Here is a 22,692-nt window from a genome sequence, read left to right as displayed (position 1 = left end):
TGAACGTGTCAAGCGTGCGGCAAACGCGCGATGACCTTGATTTCGACATCGAATCCGTACAGCCAGGTCACGCCGACGGCGGTGACGTTCGGATAGGGCGCCTGGCCCCAGTATTCCTGCGCCACGGCCCAGATACGCTCGAATGTCGACTGGGGCTCGACGATGAACACGGTCACGTCGACCACGTCTTCGAAGCGGCAGCCGGCCGCGGCGAGGACGGCGTTCAGGTTCTCGAAAGCGCGCCGGACCTGGTCCTCAAGGCCGGGTTCGGGCGAGCCGTCGTCGCGGCTGCCGACCTGGCCCGAGACGAACAGGAAGCCGTTGGCGCGCACGGCCGGCGAATAGCGGTTCTTTTCGTACAGCGCCTGGCGGCCCGGCGGGAAAACGACGTCGCGGATGGTCATGGTGGTCTCCTTTGTTGATAAAGGGTCTCACTGTAGAGCCTCGACCGATCCCGATAAATCGGCAAATAACGCCATCACTGTTTGTACAATTCAAACAATCAAACTTGGGAGGGTGCGTGGACCGATTCGATGGCATGCGGGCATTCGTGCGCGTCGTGGAAGCCGGTAGTTTCACGAAGGCGGCGCAGACACTGGACATGAGCCGGGCGACCGTCACCCAGCTCATCCAGCAACTGGAGGCGCGGCTGCGTGTAACACTGCTGCACCGGACCACGCGCAAGGTCAACGTCACGGAAGACGGTGCGGTGTACTACGAACGCGCGGTGCACATGCTGGCCGAGCTGGAAGACCTCGAGGCCGGGTTGCCGAACCAGGCGACGGCGCCGGCAGGGCGCTTGCGCGTCGATGTGCCGAGCCCGTTCGCGACGATGCTGCTCGTGCCGGCGCTGCCCGGATTCTACGCGCGCTACCCGGACATCCAGCTCGACCTGGGCGTCAGCGACCGGATGGTCGACCTGATCGGAGAGAATGTCGATTGCGTCGTGCGGGGTGGCGTCCTGACCGACCAGTCGCTCGCCGCGCGTCACGTGGCCGACCTGCAGCTGCGGGTCTATGCGGCGCCCGCGTATCTGGCACACGCGGGCGTGCCGACGCATCCGGCGCAACTGCGCGAGCCGTCGCACCGCATCGTGCAATTCCGCGGCGCGCGTTCCGGGCAGGGATTCGAGTACGCATTGCGGCGGGCCGACGAGACCGTGGTGTTGGACGCGCGCTACATGCTGGCGATCGACGACGGCAACGCGTATCTCGCGGCCGGGCTGGCCGGCCTGGGCGTGCTGTGGCTGCCGGATTACATGGCGCGGGAAGCGGTCGCGCAGGGCGAACTCGTCCGGTTGTTCGACGGCTGGGAGATCGCGCCGCTGCCGCTGTACGTCGCGTATCCTGCCAATCGCCGCGTCGGCAGGAAGCTGCGGGTGTTCATCGACTGGGTGGTTGAATTCATGGGGGAAAAACAATGACGATCAAACGCATGGATAACGTCCTCATCGTCGTGGACGATCTCGACGCCGTGCAAGCGTTTTTCATCGAACTGGGACTCACGCTGGAGGGCGAAACGACGGTCGAAGGGCTGGACGTCGGGCGCCTGATCGGCCTGGACAACGTCAGGGCGACGCTCGCGATGCTGCGTACGCCGGATGGCCAGGGCATCGAACTGGACAAGTTCCATACGCCGGACGCCGTCAGGTTCGGGCCGGTGGCGGCGCCGGTGAATGCGCTGGGCTTGCGCCGGGTGATGTTTGCCGTCGACGACATCGATGCGATGGTCGCGCGCATGCGGGAGCGTGGTCACGAGGTCATCGGCGAGATGCGTTACGGGGAATCCTACCGGTTGGCGTATATCCGTGGGCCGGAGGGGATCATTGTCGGGTTGGCGGAGTCGGTTGGAACGTGATTTTCGTGATGCGTAACGGCATGTGTGCAATTTCGCATAATCTATATTATGTCAAATCATATTTATGGCGGCGTCCGCGGGATGCCTTCCCTGGCGGGGTAAACAGTCGGCCGACAGAATATACCCTGTCATAGCGACAGAATAATGTGAACCTTGCGCCCCCGGAAATGAACGCGACTTACTAACACTAATCTGTCGTGATTTCTGCGTGGAGTCGCAAGTGCACACCTTATCCTCTGGTTGTCCAGGCCCTCGTTTTTGCGTTCAGTGCCACGATTTTGGACATGCTCACGCGATTCTGTCGCAAGCGGAAGTCTCCCAGCATCCTGTCACTGCCGGAACAGCACGGTAGCTATTGCCATGCTGTCCCAGTTCCAAGGACGAAGAAAATCCGGGTTGGTGTTGACCGGTCACAGATGCGTGGGTCGGCCACCTTTTGTGAGCCGCGGGTGCCGTAAAAGGCGATCTGTCAAAAATGACCAGAGCTCGTCAGGAATGAGCGCTTTCTCCGTAGCGCCAGTCTGGCTAAGAAGAGACTGTTTGAATTCCGGCCACGGTCGTAGCGGCATACGGGGTGAAAGCGACCGAAAGCGACCGCTAGTGGCCATCCCGGGTATAAGTCAATTGGTCAAGTTTTCGTTATTGACTTAAGTCGTTCCATTACGATGAGAAGCACTTTATCTGACGGATCTCCAGTAAAAGCCGACAGAGAGAGACGCCTTGTTGGCTGCCGTTGTAGCTTTTCAGGACTATCGTCAATCATTATGATCTCGTCCACTGCATACCCGTACTTCATCACTTTCCGTAGTTCTTACACGTACACATAGCCGTTACTTCTGGGGTCAACTTTCTGAAGGTCGCACGTAGACGAAGTACGGTCCAACCTTAAAACTGTGGGCTTGCGGTAAAGGCGCCTCGGTAGCATGAACCAAGGTTTCGTCTAGGTCGAAAAGAGCTAGTCTAGCTTTCACGCTGTTCATTTATCGTTTAAGAACGGTGCGTTTCGTTTGCATTGAGCCCTCTCGATCACCTGGCAGACTAGCCTGACTCGGGCAGTTATCGGTATGCTGGAATGGCCTTTGCGAGCCAGTGCCAAGCCGGAGCGAACTCGACATTACAGTAAATAATGTCGAGTTGGAGAAAGAAGCAAGAAAAAGCGCGACGAACCGCTATTTTTCACCATTCGCCTCTTGGAGGGTTCTCTCGGGCGACCAATGGCCTTCGGTTGTGCGTATGAGCAGAAACAAAGTCCAGTGTAACACCACGCCTGGAGGAGCCGAGATCTCTGATCCTTATGTGTCGCCGCCCTTGCTTTCCTTGCTCTGGCGCTTGCTTCTGGTTGAGGACTTTTGGCGCGTGCTGGCTTTTCTTGGCGCCCTTTCAAGTTCATCCCGCAACTGGTCGACTCTTGCACTATCGCCGGCGGCTTGCCGTACCGCGGCGTCGAGATCCGTTCGCGCGTTCCGCAGTTCTGCACTCTCTCGATTCCGTTCGTGATTCAAGGTTTCGACAGAGTTCTGTAGCGCACCGATCCGCTCTCTCAAATGCTCAATCGTTGTCTGCGCCGCATTGTATTTTGAGCGTGATCGGTCAAGGGCCGCTGTGTGCTCTGCCCGTTCCATGTCGAGTCTTTTCTGTAGCTTTGCAACTGCCGTACGTTCCCTGTCGATTTCGACGAACGCCCACTTTTCCATTTCTCGAATCGCTCCTCGGCCAGACGAGTGCGGTCAGCCAGTCTCTCCCGCTCAGTAGCGTGCTCCGTACTCAATTGATCCATGCGCGCCTGCAGGGTGTGCATCTGACGATGCCCTCCCCCAATCTCGCTTCCGGACTTTCCCTGGCGGCCGCCGCAGCCACTAGTTCCTCGCGCAGATGGGCCGCGTCTTCTTCGCTTGCACTCAGCTTCGATCGAGCATGTTCTGGAGCATGTAATGCATCCGCTTGAGCCGCCTGCGCGCGCAACATCGGCTTTTGCGCTGTCCACTGCAGCGGCCGCACATGGTACGTACGCGGAAATAATCAGAAAAGCAGGTTTTCTCGATTTTAGGAATCCAAATTTTGAATATCGCGGACCTGGACCTGAACGTCCTCGTGGTGTTCGACGCGATGCTTCAGCACGTCTTCGCGACGCTAGCCAGGAGCGCATTCGATCGAAGCGAGCTCAGATTGTCCTACGAAACAGCAGAAGTGGAAAACTACACTAATACTTTCTTATCGTTAAGAACGCCTCGACAGTGTTTCCCTCGAAGCCAAATCGATGGCCTTCGGAGCCAGGATAGCTGCCGGACGACGTTATGAAAATTACTGACTGGGCAGCAAGAATTACCAGGGTGAATTTCCGGGCCCAGGGCGGTGCTAGGATGCATACATACATTATCCTTGCCGGATGGAACAAACATGCAGACGACATCGCCGGACGTGAACTCGTCATCGCCGGAAACGCAAAACGCCTTTGCGCGTGGCCGCGGCAGCCACCGCGTCGCGTTGGCGGTCGTGCTGGCGCTCCATGCGGTGCTGGTGGCGTGCGCGTTGCTGTCGCGCTGGCAATCGCCCACGCCGCCGAAGCGCGAGCGCAGCACTGACGTGGTCGTGGACCTGCCGCCGCAGAAGAAGATCGAGCCTCCCCCGGAAGTGCCGATGCCGCCCGAGCTCCCCGCACCTGCGCTCTCGCCCCCGCCCCCGCCGACCATCACGCCGGTCGTACCGGAGCTGCCGAAGCTGGAGTTCAAGCCAGACGCCATCGTGGCCCCGCCCCCCGCACCGCCGGCGCCGGCCGAAGTGACCGCGCCTGCCGAGGGCGCAAATAACACGAAGGCCGGCCCGGTCCCGGCCCCCGTGCCGGCGGCGACGCCCGTGCCGGCGCCCGCGACCGCATCCACCAAGCTGTTCGCGGAGTGCGCCGACACGCCGGATCGGCGCATGGTGGCCGACGTGTACCAGCTGCGCCGCGACACGCAGACGGTGAAGGCGATGGACAAGCGCAAACCGATCAAGCGTGTCTGCATGGCCCAGCTGGACGTCGAGCCACGCAACTTCAACGAGGGCTTTCCCGGACTGGACATGACCGAATGGTTCGGCCTGGATATCCGCTTCACCATCACCATCGCCAAGACCGGCAACTGGGACTTCATGATCCTGTCCGACGACGGCAGCCGGGTCAGCATCGATGGCGAGGAAATCATCAACAACGATGGCATCCATGCGCCGCAAGCGGTGATGGAGACGGTGACGCTGACCCAGGGCGTGCACAATGTCCGCGTCCGCTACTACCAGGGCCCCGGCCAGGGACTCGCGCTGATGCTGGGCTGGAAGAAGGAAGGCGCGAAAGACTGGGTGCTGATCCCGCAAAACGTCATCGGACGACCGCCGGCCGAGCTGTTGCCGCCACTGCCGGCGCCGGCGAACTGACGGCGCGCGGACGGGCGGATCGTGACGATTGGCATCTCGGCGAGCGCGCCTTCGGCTGGGCCGATGACTTCGACGCTGCGGTTCGTGAAACCGTGTGCAAGGAACCGATGAACCTGGCGCGGGTAGCCGCGCATCCGGCCTTCCGCCAGTCAGTGCCCACGCCCGAGCACTTCCTGCCCTTGGCTTATTTTGCCGGCTTATGCGGTGTAGCCGGACAGCCGCCGGAGGTGCTGGTCGAGGGCGGTGCGCTGGGATCGCTGACCATGACCAGCTTCGTGCTGGGCTGCGAAAAGATGAAGCGCTTTTTGCCCGGCACGGCGGAGCAGGTTCCGTATCCGTCGGAGCTGCCGCCAGAGCAGACCAATATGTAGCATCGGCAGAAGGCGCGCCGCAGAGTGCGTCTTCGCGGCATCTATGAAAATCTTATCGGGCCTGTCGAAGGTCCGAATCCCAATATGCTTGATCTCTGATACGGGCGGTTCGCCATGTTCGAAGTTCAGAACAGGTAAGGGCTGCCTCCCGCAATCGATCGATGCGGGAGACCTGTTCATCGCCGTTGGCCGGCAATGGGCATCATTTTGCGACTGTCACGACGCTACCGTCGTAGACAACGTCGGTCGCCTTGCCGTCCTGTTCCGCGCCCCGGCCCGCTTCCGGGCCGACGACCACGACCTTGAACATACGTTTTCGCTTCATCCCGGGGAAACTCCCTTGGCGTTTTCCGATGGTCAGCTTTCTCGATGCGTCGTTCCACCGCATCTTGATGAGCGCATAGTCGCCGCGCTCGTATCCCCAGCCTTCGCCCGCATCCTCGTAGTACGTGTAGTCGCCGTCGGCGCCGGGATAGATGCGCAGCTCGATCGGTGCGTCGGGCTGTTCCGACGCGTATTGCACGACCGGTCCCATCGGGAGGATGCTGCCGGCCCGGACGTGCAGCGGGATGCGCGAGATCGGCGCATCGACGGTGACCGTCCTGCCGCCGGACAGCTTCTCGCCGGTCCAGAAATCGATCCAGGTACCTTTCGGCAGATAGACCTCGCGGTTCTTGGCGACGCCATCGATCGGCACCGACTTCGCCGCATAGTACATCGGCGCGATCACCGGGCTGACCAGGATGCCGTCGCCGAACAGCATCTGTGTGTTCAGATCATGGGTGCGCGGGTCGTCCGGGTACGCGAAAGCGACAGGACGGATGAACGATGCGCCCCGCAGGTGGACCAGGCCAGCCTGCGAATAGATGGCCGGCAGCAGGCGGTAGCGTAACTGGATGGCCTGCAGGATCGCATCGTAGAACGGTGTGCCCGGCTCGCCGAACTGCCACGGCTCGCGCGGCGTATCGGTGCCGTGGCTGCGGAACATCGGCATGAACGCGCCGAGCTGCAGCCAGCGGGTGTACAGCTCGCGGTAGCCGAAATCGGCTGTGCCGCCTTCGTATTCGCCGCTCCAGAACCATGGTTTGCCGGGTCCGGAGAAGAAGGCACCGCTGTCGAACGTGATGTAAGGCGTGCCCGATGCGCTGAAGCGCTGGACGGCCGCGACCTGCTGCGCGAGCTCGGGCCACTTGGCCGCGATGTCGCCGGTCCAGAGCACCGCGCCCACTGCCTGGCTGCCTGCATAGCCGGAGCGCGTCAGGTTGACCAGGCGCTTGTCGGCCGTTTGCTTGCGCCAGTTGCGGTAGAAATTCTGCGAATCGACGAGCCCATAGGCGTTCAGGAATTGCGGGTCGATGACGCGGGCCAGGCCGGCGATGTTGAGGTCATCGGCATTCTCCGCGCGCTTGGGATCCCAGGTCCAGTCCGCGACTTCCGGTTCCGTCGAGTCGCACCACCATGCATCGATGCCGTGCCGGCCAAGGTATGTCCACACATTGCGGAAGTAGATCTCCCCCGCCTTGGGTTGGAAGAAGTCGACGTTGGCCGAGCCTGCGCTCATGTAACCGCCATCCTTCAATTCCTTGCCGGGCGGGTCGAGCGGACTCGGATTCGGCCAGATCGAAATCATGACGTGCGCATTCTGGTCATGCACGGCCTTCGTCATCGCCGCGAGGTCGGGATAGCGCGACGCGTCGGGAACGGGGCTGCCCCAATGGCCCGGGGTCCAGTAATTCCAGTCCTGGACGATGAGATCGAGCGGGATTTTACGCTTGCGGAACTCCTTCACCGTGTCGACGACTTCATCCTGGGTCTTGTAGCGTTCCTTCGATTGCACGTAGCCGTAGGCCCATTGCGGCAACATCGTCGCGGCGCCCGTCAGCTGGCGGAATCCGCCGATCGCGCCGTCCATCGACGGGCCAAGGATGAAGTAGTACCCGAGGTCGTCCACAACGTCGCTGGTGACCGACGTTCCCGCCTCGCCATCCGCGAACGTCATCGCGCTGTATGTATCGAACAACAGACCGTACCCATGGGTCGAGACGATGAACGGAATGACCTTGCGCAGATTGTGCTGATAGAGCCGCTTGGTCTTGCCGCGCAGGTTCAGGTCGGCGGTCTCGTCGAAGCCCAGTCCGTACAGCGCTTCGTCGTCCTGGAGGCGGAAATGCGCCGTCGCCTTCCACGCATCGCGGTCCTTCTTCTGGACATAGGCGTCCGCGACCTGCCGGTCGCCGTCGACGGTCTTGATGGTCTTGACCGTCGCGGGATCCGGCATCGACTTGACCACTGAAACTTTTTCGAACGCGCGCGGCGTCGCATCGTCCTCGCGCACGACGAGACGGCCGCCCGCGTCCCGGAACGCGATCGCGCCGGTCGTCCGGTTCACTACTACCGTCACCTTCGACGAACGCAGCACGCGCGTTTGGCCCTCGTCGCGCGACGTGATCCTGCCCGGCTTGTCGGCGACCTCCTCCGCCTGCATCAGGCGCGCGGCCGTGGACCAGTTTCGGTTGCGCGTCGCCGTCACGCGCACGATGCGGTCCGTGATGAAGGTGATCTGCATGCGGGTATCGTCGAGCTTGTACTCGAGTCCGCGGTCCGTCGCGCGCACATCCTGGATCGCGGCCAACGCAACGTCCTGGTAAAAGACGAGCATCGACGCGACGAGCACGCCGAATATGGTGCTTCGCATCGTTGTTTTCCTCATTGTGTTTCGTTTGGTGGTATCCCGGGCGTCCGGTAGGTCTTGAGCGATTCCGCGTCCGCGCGGAACGGGCCGGGAACGGTGGTCATGTAGACGGGCGTATCCTCCACGGCGGCGGCGTGTGTCGGCAGATGCAATGCAAGAAGCGGGGCAAGAACCGGGGCGGCAAGCGCGAACAGTGCGACGCGGCGGGCGGGCATGGGTTGTCTCCGGGCATTAGCAGAATATGAATGCCCTCGATTGTATTTTATAATTTAAATACAATCAACCATCGGGCATGCGTCTGCCGCCGGCAACGCGGGCATGGTCCTCCGCTTCCCACCCAGATCACTAAGCTGGCAAGGCGGAAATTTCATTTCCTATGTGCCGACTATGCGCGGTCACGGAATGTGTCTTTGCGAAGATGCCAATAAACGGAATAGCGTTGATGGTGCAGGTCGAACAACGGCCGCACGACAATCCCGCTCGCCGGACCGGCGTCCTTGATCCTGAACGCGGACGGATCGCCGGGGATCGGAGCGAGCCAGTCGGCGGGATTGCCGGACGTGCTGACGATATCGGGAACCGGCACCGCCGCGGTCTTCAGGTAGGCATCCTTGTCGCCCACGTCGCGAACAGGCATATTGTCCTTGCCAAGTTCTCCAGCCAGCAATACTGGGCCATGGAAGATGGAGACCATCGAGGCGTCGTCCCTGGCTTGCTCCAGTCGCAGCCCGGCTGGCAGTGCCAGGTCGATCACGTCACCGGCTTTCCATTGCCGCCTTAACGAGAGATAGCTTGCGGGCTTGGCGTTCACACCTTGCGGCTTGTTATTGACTCTTACCGTAGCCCGTTTGGCGACCCACGCGGGGATACGCAACTTGAGCGTAACGCCGTGGGCTGCAGGTTTGACCACCGTCAGGCGCACCGGCTCACCTCGCGTGATATCCCCTTGCTGCCGCAACACCATCCCGGTTTCCCGCCAGCTGAGCTCGGATGGGATATACAGGTTCACCCAGAGCGCATCATTGCTGTGAAAATAGATGCCTTCGTTGTAGCGTGCGGTGTTTTCAAGACCGGTGCCCGAACAGCAAAAGCTGCCGTTCAGATAGGTGCGAAAGTCTCCGTGGAACGGCGTGAAGTAGGTCACGGCGCCCGTGTCGGGTGCCACCGACGCCAGCACGTGGTTGTACAACGCACGCTCGTAGTAGTCGGCAAGTTCCGCATGGCGGTTGCGCTCGAACAGCCTCGCCGTCAGCTTGAGCATATTGTGGGTGTTGCAGGTTTCGGCGGTGGTCGGGGGCAACATCTTCTGATCATGGATCGACGGGCCCGCCTCGACGCCGGGTTTGTCGAACCATTCGTTGAATGAGTTACCGCCGTTGGCGAACGAATGCCGGTGCACGACCAGTCGCCAGAAGTTCTCGGACGCGCGCAATTCCACCGGGTTGCCATCGACGTTCGCACTGTTCGCCAAGCCCACTGCTGGCGCGATGTGCGTATTGGCGTGCAAACCGCCCAGCTTGTCCTCGCCCTCGGCAAGTGGGCCGACAAACCAGGCGCGATGGAATATGCGAGCGGTGTCGAGGTGCCGGGGATTGTTATCGATCTTGTAGAGTTCCGTCAGCGCGTCACTCATCGCACCAAACTCGTTTTGGGGATTGCGGCTGCCGTCCGTGCGGAACATCTTGTCGATCTGCGCGGCATCCAGGGCCGCGAGTCGTTTCCCGAAGTAGTCGGCCATCCTCGTGACGACGTCGAGTGCCTGCTTGTTGCCGACATAGGTATAGGCGTCGATGAGGCCCGACATGATCTTCTGGATCGTGTAATAAGGCACGCCGATGCCCCCGGCATCGGCCCCGGGCTTGCCCTCGAGTTGGTCAAAGGCCGCCGTGGAAAAGGCCGCCAGGTAACCATCCAGATCCAGAGCCCTCTGGCATGTGGCGAGCTCCCCCACGAGGTAGTTCACCCGGTCGCGAAACAGCAGGCTCCCGGTCGCCGCCGCCATGCGCGACGCGGCGGACAAATAATGGCCTGTCATGTGCCCACGGATAAATTCGCTATCCCAGCCGTCGTAGCCCTTCTCGATACCGCCTTTTTGGGGAAGCTTGGCCAAAGCGCGGTAGTGGTACAGCAATTTGTCCGGATCGTAAGACGCGAGCACCCCTTTACGATGCAGCTCCTGCCGTGCGTAAAACGGACTTCCCGGCAGCAGGCGCACCTGATTTGCCAGGAAGGCCCGGGCCCCATCGACCGGCACCGTACCCGACACGGGAGGCACAAATCGGTCAAGGCCGCGGGCGCCACAGTGCGCCGGCAGCGCCACGAGCGTGGCTTTGAGCATCGAACGTCGGGTGAAGGACATCAGAATGGCTTTCGTCAAATGAGATCGTTAAAGAGATAACCACAGTTCCGCCGTGCGAAAGCGGACGCCGAATATCGGCGGACTGTCCATGGATTGTCAAGTAGAAAAATCGATGTCGAGTGCCTACACGGTGCTGAGACATCTGCCCTGGTTGGCGACGTTCGTGCGCCTGAATGACGCTTTTCACAGAATCATCCCCGATGCCGCAGATGACGCCACCCTCACCGATGCATTGCGACGCTCGGTTCCCCCGGCGATCTCGCTGGCACTCTCGGTAGATCGGCTCGGCCAACAGCGCGTTTTGCCCACCGGAGGCAAACGCGGCCAGCCACGTGTAAATCGTCCGCTCGCTCACGCCATAGGCTGTCGCCAGGCTGGCTGGCGTCGCCCCCTTCGCGGACCGCCTGGACCGCTTGCTGACGCATCGTTGAAGTTACTTTCTAAAACGTTAGTAACTAACCCGAAAATGTCGCCTTAAGGCATCAGGTCTAGCGCCGTACAAATGGCCGCAACTCGGACACCGGTAGGGCGTCGAGGACAGTCTGACGACCGAGGAATTCCTGCGCGAGTCTTCCTTTTCGAACATCAGCATTTTCCCGCCCCAGTAGGAAACTCCCTCCCCAAAGACGAGCTCTCTCGTCCTGACCCCTATCAACAACGTCCAGCCCGTTTGTCACGATAGTGGACGGCGCGGGAATGGCGCCTGCCCTCTGCCGGTTCCAACGCTGCAAGCTATTTCAATGGAAAGGAGTAATGTCGTGAAACATTCTGCTATCGAAATCGGGACTCAGCTGGAGGCCGCGGCGCCCCAACTGAGGACCGTGGAGACCATGCTGCAAGACATGGAAACCAATGTGGCGCCGAATGCGCGTGCGGTCGCGCAAGGAAAATCGAAGCCCTTCCTGCCGACGATGCCTGCGGCCGAGTACGAAGAGATCAAGTCGAAACTGCGGGCACAGGACCGGACGGCCGAGAAGCCGGTCGAGGCGGACATGGAAGTCGACGCGGAAGCCGAAGCCCTCCCCCGCGCGCCCATCGTCCTCGTCGGTCCCAATTTCGCGGGCGCGACCGACGTCGACGGCCTGATGCCGCCGGACACGCACGGCGCGGTGGGCCTCGATCATTTCGTCGAGGTGACGAACTCCCACATCGATATCTTCCTGCGGACCAATCCCAGCCAGCGCACCAGCATTTCGCTGGCGGCCTTCTTCGGCTATAGCGCCCGCGTGCTGTTCGACCCGCGCGCCGTGTACGACAGCGTGTGGAACCGCTGGGTCGTGACGGCGGACGCGTTCCAGGAGTCGAGCACGCGCCAGCTCTTCTTCGTCGCGATCTCCACGACGTCGAACCCGCTGGGCCCGTATTTCATCTATGCGCTGAACGTGACCTTCAACGCCGGCGATTTCTGGGATTATCCGCAGCTCGGCTATGACCAGGACTCGATCATCATCACGGCCAACGTGTTCACGGCTTCCGGCGGATTCCGGGGTGCCGACATGTTCGCGGTGGCGAAAGCGCGCCTGTACAACGGGCTCGGCTTCTCGGTTCCCGTCTTCACGGGCCTGCGCGCCACGCTCGCGCCGCCGATCGTGCTCGACCAGAATGCCCGCACGTACCTGATCGCCGCATCGGGCGGCAGCAGTCTGAGCCTCTACACGCTCACCAATTCGAGCCGGCCGAACGCGATCCAGCTGACGGGGCCGGTGAGCGTGGCGGTGCCCGCCTACACTGCCCCGCCCGACGCGCCGCAGCCGGGCACGACGTCCACGCTGGATACGCTCGACGGCCGCTTCGTCAACGCCAGCACGCAGACCGGCGATTTCCTGTGGCAGGTTCATACCGTCAACCTGGTGGGCTATGCGGCGCCCAAGTTCTACCAGATCAATACGGCCTCCAGTTCGCTCGTGCAGAGCGCGTTCTTCTTCGGGACGTCGACGTCGTTCGACTTCAACGCGTCGATCGCGGCCAACAGCGCGAACGACATCTACGTGACCTGGACGATGACCGACCCGCCGCGTGGTACCAATGCCCAGGTGCGGTTCTCCGGCTTCGATCACAACAACGGCACCACGTACTCGCTGAGCCCGGGCATCGCGGCCTTCACGAGTCCGACGTTCTTCACGGGCGGCCGCTGGGGCGATTATTCGGCGGTGACGGTGGATCCGCGCAACACGCGGCGCGCGTGGCTCGTCAATGAAGATGTCCTGACCAACCACGACTGGGGCAGCCGGATCGTCGGCATCGGTTTCGCGTCGTGATCAGCGGATGCCGCTGTCGTAAATGATGCGTACCGACGTGAACTGGTCCTTCTCCACCGTGACCGTTTGCGCCGGCGCCTGCGGATAGATAGCCTCGGATTCCGGCTGCAGGACGTACGTGCCGGGTTCGAGGAAGATGCGGAACCGGCCGTCGGGGTCGCTGCGGACCTCCGCCACGTGGCGCCCTGCCCCATCCGCCACGCCGATCAGCGCCTGGTACGGGCGCTGGTTGACCATGCCCGGCCATTCGACCGGACTCACCGGGCGCAGGATGACCTCGCCGTCGATACCGCTGGTAGCGTGAGCTGGAAGCACCATGCATCCAGTATAGTCACTTACACGCGCAGCGTAAGGCGCTTACAGGATGCCGCGCCCGTTCACGGAAGCGATGATTTCGTCGTAGCGTTCGTTGTCGGTCTTGTGCAGATAAGCCGCCGTCGTCGCGATGTTCGCGTGGCCCGCCGTGTCCTGCAGCGTCTTCAGCTGGACGCCGTTGTTCGCATGGTTCGTCAGCATGCTGTGGCGCAGCCAGTGCGCGGATGCCTGGCGCAGCGTGGCGGCCGTGTCGGCGTCGCCGCGCCCGTCCGCAACGCCTGCCGCGTCGGCGAAGATCGCCTTGATGGCTTCCGAGGCTGCCTCGTCCGTGATGCGCGCCGGTTCGCGGCTGCGGCTGGACAGGACGAGCGGCGTGCGGTCGGTCCGGCCCGTCTGCGGCAACAGGCCGAACGCCTGGCGGTAGGTTCGGAACGCGTCCAGCATGTCCGGCGGCACCGGCAGGCGGCGCGGCTTGTTGCCCTTGCCGAGGACGTCGATCCACCATCGGCCGTTCCCTTCCGTGTAGATAGCCCCCATCGATGCGCCCACGATCTCGTTCAGGCGCGCACCCGTATGGGCGAAAGCGACGAGCAGGAAGCGGTCGCGCGCGCGGCGCTTGAGCGCGGCCGGCGTGTCGGCAGCACGGTGTGCGACGGTCTCCAGCGCCAGCGCGATCGCGCCCTGCGTCAGGTAGCGCGTAATGCGGCTCGCGGACGGCGCCCGGACGTTGCGCACGAGCGCGCCCGGGTTGCGGCGCAAATAGCCCGTCTGCTCGGCAAAACCCAGCAGGCCCTTCACGGCGATCATTGCCTGGCGCCGGCTCGCGTCCGACAGCGGTCCCGTGAATGGCCGGTAGCGCGCATCGGTGCGCGGCCATTTCGTCGTGCAGACCCACTCGGGCGGCGGGTTCTTGAGGAATTCCTTGTACGCGTTGAGGTCGGCGACGTTCAGCTGGGCCAGCGTCTTTTTCGCTTCCTCGCGGCACCAGGTCAGGAAGCGGAACAGTTCCTTCTGGGTGTTCTGGATCGATTTCGCGCTCAGTTCGCCGTGGGCGATGAATTCGCGCGCCAGTTCGATGTCGGTGGTCGCTTCCGTGATCGCGTCCTCGGCCTGGCGGTACATCTTGACGTGCAGGCGGCCGCTCGCGCCGGTCGTGATCGCTTCCGGTATCGTCGGACCAAGGTCGATGGGCGTGAAGTTCGGCATGGCGGTGCTGGGATAACTGTGTTTTTATACAGTATAGCAGCTCGGCCGCCGTCGGCCCAGCACCGCCGTTGATTCAGTCCAGAAGTCGCTGCCGCGTCGCCGCCAGGATCTCGTCGCCCAGCGCCGGATCGTCGACCGCCCGCGCGAGCGTCACCGCGCCCACCATCGCGGCCAGCGCCAGCATGGCGGCGGCGCGCGCATCCGCCTCGGCGCGGCGCTTGCCGGGCAGCGCGCGCATCAGGCGGTCGATGACGCCCTTTACGTGGGCCGTGAATGGGCCGCGGGTGGCCGGCTCCTTCGCGCTGTCGGCCGCAAGCGCCGTCATCAGGCAGCCCGCGCCGGCGCTGTCGACGTGGCGCCGGCTCAGGTACAGGTCGAGGTAGGCCGCGATGCCCTGCTCCGCCAGGATGCGGTCGAAATCGGCCTGCGTCCGCGACGACAGGTCGGACAATGCCTCGGCCATCAGCGCTTCCTTGGAAGCGAAGTGGTTGTAGAACGGCCCATGCGTGAGCCCGGTCGCCTTCATGATCTCGCCGACGCTGACGCCCGCGAAGCCGCGCTCGCGGAACAGCCGGGCCGCTTCCTCGAGGATGCGGCGGTGCTTGGCGGCGGTTTCTTCCGGTGGATAGCGCATCTCTATCGCCTCCATATAAATTGTGGGGTTGACTTCAAACATTATATCCATCATGCTTCATCCATCCAAACATGACGACCATCATGTTTGCATTCAACCCCACCATCGAGGAGCACATCATGAGCAAAGCACAGCAAGGCACGGCCATCGTCACCGGCGCATCCGCAGGCCTGGGCAGGATTTACGCAGACCGCCTGGCGCGGCGCGGCTACGACCTCGTCCTCGTCGCCCGCCGCGGCGACAAGCTCGCCGAACTGGCCGACACGCTGGCCAGGGAGTACGGCGTGCAGGTCCGTCCCTTCGTTGCCGACCTCAGTCGCAGCGACGACGTGGAGCGCCTGGCCGACCTGATCCGTGACGATGCCGGCATCACCCTGCTCGTGAATAATGCGGGCGTGTCGGTGCCCGGTGCGACGACGACCCTGGACCCGGCCGACGTCGCCTGGCAGCAGGCGATCAACGTGGACGCGGTCAACCGACTGAGCCTTGCCGCCCTGCCGCAATTCCTGGCGCGCAACCGCGGTACGCTCGTGAACATCGCCTCGATCCTCGGCTTCGGCTTCCTGCCGAGCAGCACCTTCTACAGCGCCGGCAAGGGCCATGTCGCGAACCTGACGCGCGCCCTGCAGAACGAGGTGCAAGGCACGAACGTCCGCGTGCAACTGGTGGCGCCGTCCGTGACCGCCACCGAGATCTGGGACGAAGACCGGCTGAATGCGATGGACCCGCGCATCGTGATGACGGCCGAGGATTGCGTGGACGCGGCCCTGGCCGGCCTCGACCTGGGCGAACAGGTGACGTTCCCGTCCGTCGAGGATGCGCAACTGTGGAAGAATTTCGAGGAAGCCGCCGCCAGGCTGATGCAGGGCGCGATGAGCGGCAAGCCGGCCTCGCGCTACCTGGCGGCCGCGCACGCTTGAACCGCGTTTGCAGCCGGCGCGCGCCTACGGGACAATGACCGTGACGACCAGCACACCGAAAGGAGCATGCATGAGCATCACGGTAAAGAACACGACGCCCGACACGACGCGCGTCACCCTGTTCGGCGAATTGCGCGACGGCAGCTTCGACGCGAAGATCATGGCCGAGACCGACGTACCCTACACGCGCTGCTGGGAAGACGAAATCGAGCAGCGCATCGTCTATATCCAGCCCGACCCCGACCAGTTGAAAGCGATCCTGGCCGCGCTCAACGAGCGCCGGCTGACGGTCGAGCAATTGCAGGAGTTCGGCAGCGTGGGCGGTGGTACCTCCGAGATTCCGGTCTGATCCTACACGCGCGCGCCGTGCTTGCCGACAGACGGGCGGCGTGCGTCCAGCGACAATCGCTCATCAATTCACTCCAGGAGGCGACATGAACGCGAAATCGACAACGATCGGCGTCGGCAACCCGACCAGCGGCGAAGAAGGCAGCACCCTCACCCACGAGACGATGGCCGAGACGGGCGGCAGCGGCACCCAGCCACGTCCGGAAGAGGAAGCGCCGCTGGCGCGCGGCAGCAGCCAGTCTGGCGACGCAGGCAACCGCCAGGGGCAGCCGGACGAACCGGCCGAAGGCGAAGGCACGGCCGCGACGGCCATCAACCGCGGCTACCAGGACACGCGCAGCCGCCAGGCCAGCCCCGGTTCGACGGGCCTCGGCGCGCCGGAAACGGGCGGCAACCAGAGCGAGGACGACCTGGCACCGCCCCGCCGCGACTGACCGCTCAGGCGGCGGCCATGCGCCGGCACGCGTCGGCGCAGGCGCGGCACGCCTGCGCGCATGCCTGGCAATGGTCCATCGGATGCTTGCCGCACTCATCGCCGCAAGCCGTGCACACGTCCGCGCACAGGCGGCACAGGTCGCGCGCAACATCGCTGCCGCGCGCCATGAAGGCGGCGGCCGTGCGGCAGACCTGGGCGCAGTCCATGTCCAGTGCGATGCAGCGCGCCATCATCTTGACGTCGTCTTCCTTCAGACATGCCGTCGAACAGTTGTCGCAGGCGGCGGCACACGCATAGCAGGCTTCGATACAAGCATTAAAATTGTCGTTAGACATCACTTCTCCCGTTGGTCGTGGATAGGTGACGTCTATTTTTGCGCATCGCTCCGGATGACGGCGCCACCTTTCATGACGAAGTCCACGCGGGTCAGCGCAGCCGGATCCGCCAGCGGATCCCCACCGACCGCCACGATGTCCGCGTACTTGCCCGGGGTAATCGAGCCGACGCGGTCCTTCCAGCCCAGCAGGTCGGCGCCATTGATCGTCGCGGCCTGGAGCGCCTGCATCGGCGTCATGCCATACTTGACCATGTAGAAGAACTGACGGGCATTGTCGCCGTGCGGGTAAACGCCGGCGTCGGTACCGAACGCCATCTTGTCGCCGGCCTTGAACGCCTTGCGGAAGTTATCGCGCTGCAGTTGGCCGACCATGCGCTCCTTCTCCAGCGACTCCGGCAGCATGCCGGCCTTGGCGCCTTCCTGCAGGATGAAGTCGTCGTTATAGATGTCCATGACGAGATACGTCCCCTTTTCACGCGCGAGGCGGATGCCCTCGTCGTCGATCAGGCTCGCATGCTCGACGGAGTCGACGCCGGCCAGGATCGCGTCGCGGATGCTGCTGGCGCCATGCGCATGCGCGGCCACGCGGCGGCCCAGTTTATGGGCTTCCTCGACGATCGCCTTCATCTCTTCCAGCGTCAGCTGCTGGGCTCCGGCCTCGTCGCCCTTCGACAGCACGCCGCCGGATGCGCAGATCTTGATGGTGTCGGCGCCGAACTTCGCCATCTCGCGCACCTTGGCGCGCGCCGCCCACGGCCCGTCGGCCACGCCGTTTTCCGTGAAATGGAAATCGTGCGGCAGCAGGTTGTTGTCGCAATGGCCGCCCTGGATGCCGATGGCGTAGCCGGCCACGCGCATGCGCGGACCCGGCAGTTCGCCGTCGTTGATGGCGTCGCGCAGCGCCACGTCGCCGAAACCGCTCGCGCCCACGTTGCGCACCGTCGTGAAGCCGGCTTCCAGCGTGCGCCGCGCCGCGTACGCGCCGTACATGGCGGCGCGGATGTCGGACACGCCCAGCGACCGGTAGCCGTGCAGGTTCGGGTCGCCGGTCAGGTGCACGTGGGCGTCGATCAGGCCCGGCAGCACGGTTTCGCGCGACAGGTCGATCACCTGGGCGCCGGCCGGCACGGTCGTGCTCGCGGTGGGACCGACGGCCGTGATGCGTTCGCCGCTGACGAGGATGGTCTGGTCCTGCAATACCTTGCCGCCGACGACGTCGACCAGTTTGCCGGCGCGGATGGCGACGACCTGGTCGGCGGCCGTGGCCGACAGGGTGAAGGTGAGGATGGCCAGCGCGGCCGCGACCGGTGTCTTGTTCATGTGGTTGGGCTCTCGGATAAAAGAGGTTGCGCGGCCAGTCGATACCAGCTGCGCCAGGAAACGATGGCATTGATCCAGAAGCCGGCGTACAGCACGGCCGTCAGGACGAGGTCGCGGCTCAGGTACAACGGTGCGGCGATGGAGTTCACCAGCAGCCAGAACGCCCAGTTCTCGACGCGGCGCTGCATCATGAGCACCTGGCCGATGACGGAAAAGACGAGGACGGCAGAATCGAGGAACGGCGCGTACGCGTTGGTCGTGAAGTGCAGCAACGCCCCATAGCCGGCCGTGGCCGCGATGCCCACGGGCACGGTCCACAACAGGTTCGCGGCGCCGGCGTGCGTGATCGGCAGCGGGTCGCCGTGGTCGCCGCGCGCCCATTTCCACCAGCCGACGACGCTGGTGGCCACGAAGAACGCCTGCAGGGCGACGTCGGCGTACAGGCGGTTCCGGGCGAACAGCGCGCCGAACAGCGTACAGCCGACGATGCCCGTCCACCACGTATGGACGTTGTTGCGTCCGGCCAGCAGGATGGACACCGCGACGAATCCGTTTGCCGCCAGTTCGAGCGGCGCGATCATCGCGCCCGGCCCTGCCCGTCCCTGTCCATGCACGCTCCTCCAAAGAAGCGTGTACTGTACGCCAGCCTCTTCGACTATTGCAAGAGAGGAATGTTATAGCTTCATTGTGCGGTGTTCGGCATCCATGTCCGGTCGCATTCCCGTCACGGCGGCTTTTGCGATCGCGAACAGGCGCACCATCTTGCTGTCGTTCGAATCCCAGTACTCGGCGGAGTGCGGCTCGACGCGGATCAGCACGGCGTGCTCGTCGTCCGGGCCGGCCGGGAACCACGCCTGCACGCCCGCGTTCCACATCGCGCGGATGCGTTCGCGGTCGACAACGCGCTCGGCCAGGCCGCTGACCGACACGAACAGGCTGTCTTCCGGCTTCGCGAACGACAGGTTCACTTGCGGCCGGTGCGCGATGCAATCCCACAGCGCGGTCTGCGTGGACGTGAAGAACCAGACGCCGCCGGCGTCGTCGACCTCTTCCTGCGTCATCGGCTGGCTCAGCAGGTGGCCGTGTTCGTCCTGCCACGTGAACATGGGAAAGCGGACTTCCTTGATCCGCGCTTTCAGGTCGGCGATGTCTTTGCTGTCGTGTGTGCTCATGGTCGTTCCTCGTTCGGATGGAGCTCCATCGTAGCGCGCGCCCCCCTGTGGTTCGGTGCGGCGGCGAACCTTTGAGGCCGGTCAACAGTGCCCGCAAGCAGAAAAAATGCCACGTTGCAGCGCAATATAATCTGCTATCTCGTCTCATTTTCGGGTGATGCATGGGTTCCCTGTTCGAGCCGGACGAGCGGCCGCGTCTCGTCGTCCACGTGGTCGACGCGCTCGATGCCGCCCTCACCGAGACCAGCCTGCTCAACCTGATCCGCCACCTGCCGCCCGAGCGCTATCGCCACGCCATCGTCTGCATGCACGACCGCTTCGGCCACCAGGGCGACGTCCGCGAGCACGGCGTCGAGGTCGTCAACCTGCACAAGCGGTCGGGGTCCGATCCCCTGCACTACGTGCGCATGTTCGGCGTATTGCGCGCGCTGCGGCCCGACCTCATCCACACCCGTGACGGCGCCGGGCTGCCCGCCCAGGTGGTCGCGGCGCTGGCCGGGGTCAAGCTGCGCGTGCACGCGGAGGACGGACGTCGCGCGGCGGATGCGCGAGGAGGCGTCGGCAAGCGCCTGCTGCGCCGGCTGCTGTGCCCGCTCGTCGACCATTACATCGCGGCCAGCAGCGACCTCGAGGAATGGCTCGTCGAATCCATGGGCGCGGAACCGGCGCGCGTGTCGCAGATCGCGAGCGGCGTCGACAGCGTGCAATTCCATCCGCGGCTTGGGCCGTCCGCCGCCGTCGGTCCGCCCGGTTTCATGCACGACGCGGCGTTCGTCGTCGGGAGTGTCGGTCGCATGGATGCCGCCGGCAACCACACGACCCTCGTCGAGGCGTTCCTGCGCCTGATCGCGTCGCCGCATCCGGCGCACCAGCGGCTGCGGCTGCTGCTCGTCGGCGACGGGCCCGAGCGCGCCGAATGCCAGGCGCTGCTGCACCGGGCCGGCGCGGCGGCGCGTGCATGGCTGCCGGGCGCCCGCGCCGACGTGCCGCAGCTGCTGCGGGCGATGGACCTGTTCGTGCTGCCGGCGCGCGCGGAGGACCGGTCGGGCGCGATCCTGCAGGCGATGGCGACGGGGTTGCCCGTCGTCGCGGCCGCCGTCGGCGGCAATACGGAGCTCGTGCACCCGGGCTTTACGGGCATCCTCGTGCCACCGATGTCGACGGAATTGCTGGCGGCGGCGATCGCCGATTATTGCAGGATCCCGGATATGGCGGCCCGCCACGGCGCCCGCGCGCGCAGCCAGGTGATCGCGCGCCACAGCATGCCGGCGATGGCCCGCGATGTCCTCGCCGTCTACGATGCCCTCACGGGCGGCGAGGCGCCGGGGAGCCTCCGCGGGGGATGCTGAACAGCGCCATCTTCCACATGCCCGCGCCAAATCGTCTATAGTGATGCCTCTTTACAAAAGCAAAACCAAGAGAGTGCGATGAAATTTGACGTAGCCATCGTCGGCAGCGGCCTCGCCGGCCTGTCGGTTGCCCTTCATCTGGCGCAAACCCGCAAGGTCGCCATCATCTCCAAGCGCGAGCTCCTCGACGGTGCCAGCAACTGGGCGCAGGGCGGGATCGCCGCCGTGCTGGATTCGGGCGACAGCCACGACCAGCATATCGCCGACACCCTGGTCGCCGGAGCCGGCCTGTGCGACGAAGCGGCCACCCGCTACATCGTCGAGCACGGGCGCGAGGCGATCGAATGGCTGATCGAGCAAGGCGTGCCGTTCACCCGCGACGAGACCGCGGAACTCGGTTTCCACCTGACCCGCGAAGGCGGCCACAGCCAGCGCCGCATCATCCACGCCGCGGACGCCACGGGCCACGCCGTGCAGGTGACGCTGGAACAAAAGGTGCGCGCACACCCGAACATCACCCTGTTCGAACATCACTGCGCGATCGACGTGATCACGTCCGACAAGCTGCAGCCGGACGGCGTGCATACCGGACCGGCCCTCGTCGGCCAGCCGCGCTGCCATGGCCTGTACGTGCAGGACGAAAAAAGCGGCAGGGTGCAGACGTTCGAGGCGGAGCACACCGTGCTCGCCACCGGCGGCGCCGGCAAGGTCTATTTGTACACGACGAACCCGGATACGGCGACGGGCGACGGCATCGCGATGGCCTGGCGCGCCGGCTGCCGCGTGTCGAACATGGAGTTCATCCAGTTCCACCCGACCTGCCTGTACCACCCGTTCGCGAAATCGTTCCTGATCACTGAAGCCGTGCGCGGCGAAGGCGGTCTGCTGAAATTGCCGCCCGAGGCGGGACCCGCCGCCGGGACGCGCTTCATGCCCGCGCATGACGACCGGGGCGAGCTGGCGCCGCGCGACGTCGTCGCACGCGCCATCGACTTCGAGATGAAGAAGCGCGGCATCGACTACGTCCACCTGGACATCACGCACAAGAGCCCGGAATTCATCAAGGAACACTTCCCGACCATTTACGCGCGCTGCCTGGAGCTGGGCATCGACATCACGAAGGAACCGATTCCCGTCGTGCCGGCCGTGCACTTCACGTGCGGCGGCGTCGTCACGGACCTGGCCGGCCGCACCGATATCCCGGGCCTGTACGCCGTCGGCGAGACCGCGTACACGGGCCTGCACGGCGCCAACCGCCTGGCCAGCAATTCGCTGCTGGAATGCCTCGTCGTCGGCCGCGCATGCGCGCACCAGATCGCCGCGGCGCCGGCCGTCGACCTGCCCGCGCTGCCCGCCTGGGACGAGAGCCGTGTCACCAATGCGGACGAGGAAGTGGTCATCGCCCACAACTGGGACGAGCTGCGCCGCTTCATGTGGAACTACGTCGGCATCGTGCGCACGACCAAGCGCCTGGAACGCGCGCAGCACCGCATCAAGCTGCTGAAGGAAGAGATCGACGAGTACTACCGCAACTTCCGCGTGACCAACGACCTGCTGGAGCTGCGCAATCTGGTCGAGGTGGCGCACCTGATCGTGCGCAGCGCGCTGTCGCGTCACGAAAGCCGGGGCCTGCATTTCTCGCGCGACTACCCGGACACGCTGCCGAAGGCGTTGCCCAGCGTACTGACGCCGCGCCGCCGCTAATCCGGC

Annotated in this window: 23 protein-coding genes and 1 pseudogene; 10 read left to right on the top strand and 14 right to left on the bottom strand. The window is 64.1% G+C overall.

Annotated features, from left to right (window positions below; genetic code table 11):
* Positions 1–8: 8 nt before the first annotated feature.
* Positions 9–404, bottom strand: coding sequence for a RidA family protein (locus tag ACEN9H_RS14900; protein WP_413675386.1), 396 nt, complete (start codon positions 402–404; stop codon positions 9–11).
* Between the two features lie 116 nt (positions 405–520).
* Here ACEN9H_RS14900 and ACEN9H_RS14895 point away from each other — a divergent pair, with 116 nt between their 5' ends.
* A complete protein-coding gene (locus ACEN9H_RS14895; RefSeq protein ID WP_413675385.1) occupies positions 521–1,423 on the top strand; it encodes a LysR family transcriptional regulator in 903 nt (300 codons plus the stop codon).
* Positions 1,420–1,857 carry a VOC family protein gene (locus tag ACEN9H_RS14890; RefSeq protein WP_413675384.1) on the top strand — a complete coding sequence of 146 codons (438 nt, stop codon included), beginning with the start codon at positions 1,420–1,422 and terminating at the stop codon, positions 1,855–1,857. The genes ACEN9H_RS14895 and ACEN9H_RS14890 overlap by 4 nt, the downstream gene beginning before the upstream one ends.
* A gap of 628 nt (positions 1,858–2,485) precedes the next feature.
* Here the strand turns inward: ACEN9H_RS14890 and ACEN9H_RS14885 are convergent.
* A complete protein-coding gene (locus ACEN9H_RS14885) occupies positions 2,486–2,653 on the bottom strand; it encodes an NIF family HAD-type phosphatase (RefSeq protein WP_413675383.1) in 168 nt (55 codons plus the stop codon).
* A 496-nt stretch (positions 2,654–3,149) separates the two neighbouring features.
* The gene (locus ACEN9H_RS14880) at positions 3,150–3,551 is read right to left on the bottom strand and encodes a hypothetical protein (protein ID WP_413675382.1); all 402 of its coding nucleotides are present in this window, start codon (positions 3,549–3,551) and stop codon (positions 3,150–3,152) included.
* Positions 3,552–4,254: 703 nt separating this feature from the next.
* Between ACEN9H_RS14880 and ACEN9H_RS14875 the strand changes: the two genes are divergently transcribed.
* On the top strand, positions 4,255–5,265 hold the full coding sequence (locus tag ACEN9H_RS14875; RefSeq protein WP_413675381.1) for a PA14 domain-containing protein: 1,011 nt from the start codon (positions 4,255–4,257) through the stop codon (positions 5,263–5,265).
* Positions 5,266–5,372: 107 nt separating this feature from the next.
* Positions 5,373–5,636, top strand: a complete 264-nt coding sequence (locus ACEN9H_RS14870) for a hypothetical protein (RefSeq protein ID WP_413675380.1) — start codon at positions 5,373–5,375, stop codon at positions 5,634–5,636.
* A 202-nt stretch (positions 5,637–5,838) separates the two neighbouring features.
* Here the strand turns inward: ACEN9H_RS14870 and ACEN9H_RS14865 are convergent, their stop codons facing one another.
* The 4 genes and pseudogenes from ACEN9H_RS14865 to ACEN9H_RS14850 form a co-directional block, all read right to left on the bottom strand.
* Positions 5,839–8,331, bottom strand: coding sequence for a TIM-barrel domain-containing protein (locus ACEN9H_RS14865; protein ID WP_413675379.1), 2,493 nt, complete (start codon positions 8,329–8,331; stop codon positions 5,839–5,841).
* Positions 8,332–8,342: 11 nt separating this feature from the next.
* On the bottom strand, positions 8,343–8,543 hold the full coding sequence (locus tag ACEN9H_RS14860; protein WP_413675378.1) for a hypothetical protein: 201 nt from the start codon (positions 8,541–8,543) through the stop codon (positions 8,343–8,345).
* Positions 8,544–8,713: 170 nt separating this feature from the next.
* Complete coding sequence (locus tag ACEN9H_RS14855) at positions 8,714–10,705, bottom strand: beta-L-arabinofuranosidase domain-containing protein (RefSeq protein WP_413675377.1); 1,992 nt, start codon at positions 10,703–10,705, stop codon at positions 8,714–8,716.
* 259 nt (positions 10,706–10,964) lie between these two features.
* Positions 10,965–11,112, bottom strand: a pseudogene (locus ACEN9H_RS14850) (helix-turn-helix domain-containing protein); the annotation flags it as partial.
* Positions 11,113–11,445: 333 nt separating this feature from the next.
* On the opposite strand from ACEN9H_RS14850, the gene ACEN9H_RS14845 reads away from it, so the two are divergent.
* On the top strand, positions 11,446–12,945 hold the full coding sequence (locus tag ACEN9H_RS14845) for a hypothetical protein (protein WP_413675376.1): 1,500 nt from the start codon (positions 11,446–11,448) through the stop codon (positions 12,943–12,945).
* On the opposite strand, the gene ACEN9H_RS14840 is transcribed toward ACEN9H_RS14845, so the two are convergent.
* From ACEN9H_RS14840 to ACEN9H_RS14830, 3 genes are all read right to left on the bottom strand, one after another.
* On the bottom strand, positions 12,946–13,263 hold the full coding sequence (locus tag ACEN9H_RS14840; RefSeq protein WP_413675375.1) for a carboxypeptidase-like regulatory domain-containing protein: 318 nt from the start codon (positions 13,261–13,263) through the stop codon (positions 12,946–12,948).
* A gap of 39 nt (positions 13,264–13,302) precedes the next feature.
* Positions 13,303–14,466 carry a tyrosine-type recombinase/integrase gene (locus ACEN9H_RS14835; protein ID WP_413675374.1) on the bottom strand — a complete coding sequence of 388 codons (1,164 nt, stop codon included), beginning with the start codon at positions 14,464–14,466 and terminating at the stop codon, positions 13,303–13,305.
* A gap of 73 nt (positions 14,467–14,539) precedes the next feature.
* Positions 14,540–15,100, bottom strand: a complete 561-nt coding sequence (locus tag ACEN9H_RS14830) for a TetR/AcrR family transcriptional regulator (protein WP_413675373.1) — start codon at positions 15,098–15,100, stop codon at positions 14,540–14,542.
* 119 nt (positions 15,101–15,219) lie between these two features.
* Between ACEN9H_RS14830 and ACEN9H_RS14825 the strand changes: the two genes are divergently transcribed.
* The 3 genes from ACEN9H_RS14825 (at position 15,220) to ACEN9H_RS14815 (ending at position 16,802) form a co-directional block, all read left to right on the top strand.
* Positions 15,220–16,020 carry an SDR family NAD(P)-dependent oxidoreductase gene (locus ACEN9H_RS14825; protein ID WP_413675372.1) on the top strand — a complete coding sequence of 267 codons (801 nt, stop codon included), beginning with the start codon at positions 15,220–15,222 and terminating at the stop codon, positions 16,018–16,020.
* A 70-nt stretch (positions 16,021–16,090) separates the two neighbouring features.
* A complete protein-coding gene (locus ACEN9H_RS14820) occupies positions 16,091–16,369 on the top strand; it encodes a hypothetical protein (RefSeq protein WP_413675371.1) in 279 nt (92 codons plus the stop codon).
* Between the two features lie 85 nt (positions 16,370–16,454).
* Positions 16,455–16,802: a hypothetical protein gene (locus ACEN9H_RS14815; protein WP_413675370.1), complete on the top strand. Its 348-nt coding sequence runs from the start codon at positions 16,455–16,457 to the stop codon at positions 16,800–16,802.
* A gap of 4 nt (positions 16,803–16,806) precedes the next feature.
* Here ACEN9H_RS14815 and ACEN9H_RS14810 read toward each other — a convergent pair whose 3' ends face one another.
* The 4 genes from ACEN9H_RS14810 to ACEN9H_RS14795 form a co-directional block, all read right to left on the bottom strand.
* Positions 16,807–17,139: a four-helix bundle copper-binding protein gene (locus ACEN9H_RS14810; protein ID WP_413675369.1), complete on the bottom strand. Its 333-nt coding sequence runs from the start codon at positions 17,137–17,139 to the stop codon at positions 16,807–16,809.
* Between the two features lie 32 nt (positions 17,140–17,171).
* Positions 17,172–18,461, bottom strand: a complete 1,290-nt coding sequence (locus ACEN9H_RS14805) for an amidohydrolase family protein (protein WP_413675368.1) — start codon at positions 18,459–18,461, stop codon at positions 17,172–17,174.
* Positions 18,458–19,042, bottom strand: a complete 585-nt coding sequence (gene pnuC / locus ACEN9H_RS14800; RefSeq protein WP_413675584.1) for a nicotinamide riboside transporter PnuC — start codon at positions 19,040–19,042, stop codon at positions 18,458–18,460. The genes ACEN9H_RS14805 and pnuC overlap by 4 nt, the downstream gene beginning before the upstream one ends.
* Positions 19,043–19,135: 93 nt before the next feature.
* Positions 19,136–19,633 carry a pyridoxamine 5'-phosphate oxidase family protein gene (locus ACEN9H_RS14795; protein WP_413675367.1) on the bottom strand — a complete coding sequence of 166 codons (498 nt, stop codon included), beginning with the start codon at positions 19,631–19,633 and terminating at the stop codon, positions 19,136–19,138.
* 161 nt (positions 19,634–19,794) lie between these two features.
* Here ACEN9H_RS14795 and ACEN9H_RS14790 point away from each other — a divergent pair, with 161 nt between their 5' ends.
* Together ACEN9H_RS14790 and nadB are read left to right on the top strand one after the other, a co-directional pair.
* On the top strand, positions 19,795–20,982 hold the full coding sequence (locus tag ACEN9H_RS14790; RefSeq protein WP_413675366.1) for a glycosyltransferase: 1,188 nt from the start codon (positions 19,795–19,797) through the stop codon (positions 20,980–20,982).
* A 30-nt stretch (positions 20,983–21,012) separates the two neighbouring features.
* The gene (nadB, locus tag ACEN9H_RS14785) at positions 21,013–22,686 is read left to right on the top strand and encodes an L-aspartate oxidase (RefSeq protein ID WP_267873873.1); all 1,674 of its coding nucleotides are present in this window, start codon (positions 21,013–21,015) and stop codon (positions 22,684–22,686) included.
* Positions 22,687–22,692: the final 6 nt, after the last annotated feature.

This window comes from Massilia cellulosiltytica (assembly GCF_047325105.1).
Classification (GTDB): Bacteria; Pseudomonadota; Gammaproteobacteria; order Burkholderiales; family Burkholderiaceae_D; genus Telluria; species Telluria orientalis.
Note: the sequence above shows the minus strand (reverse complement) of the source record. Positions and strands in the feature narration are given on the sequence as shown.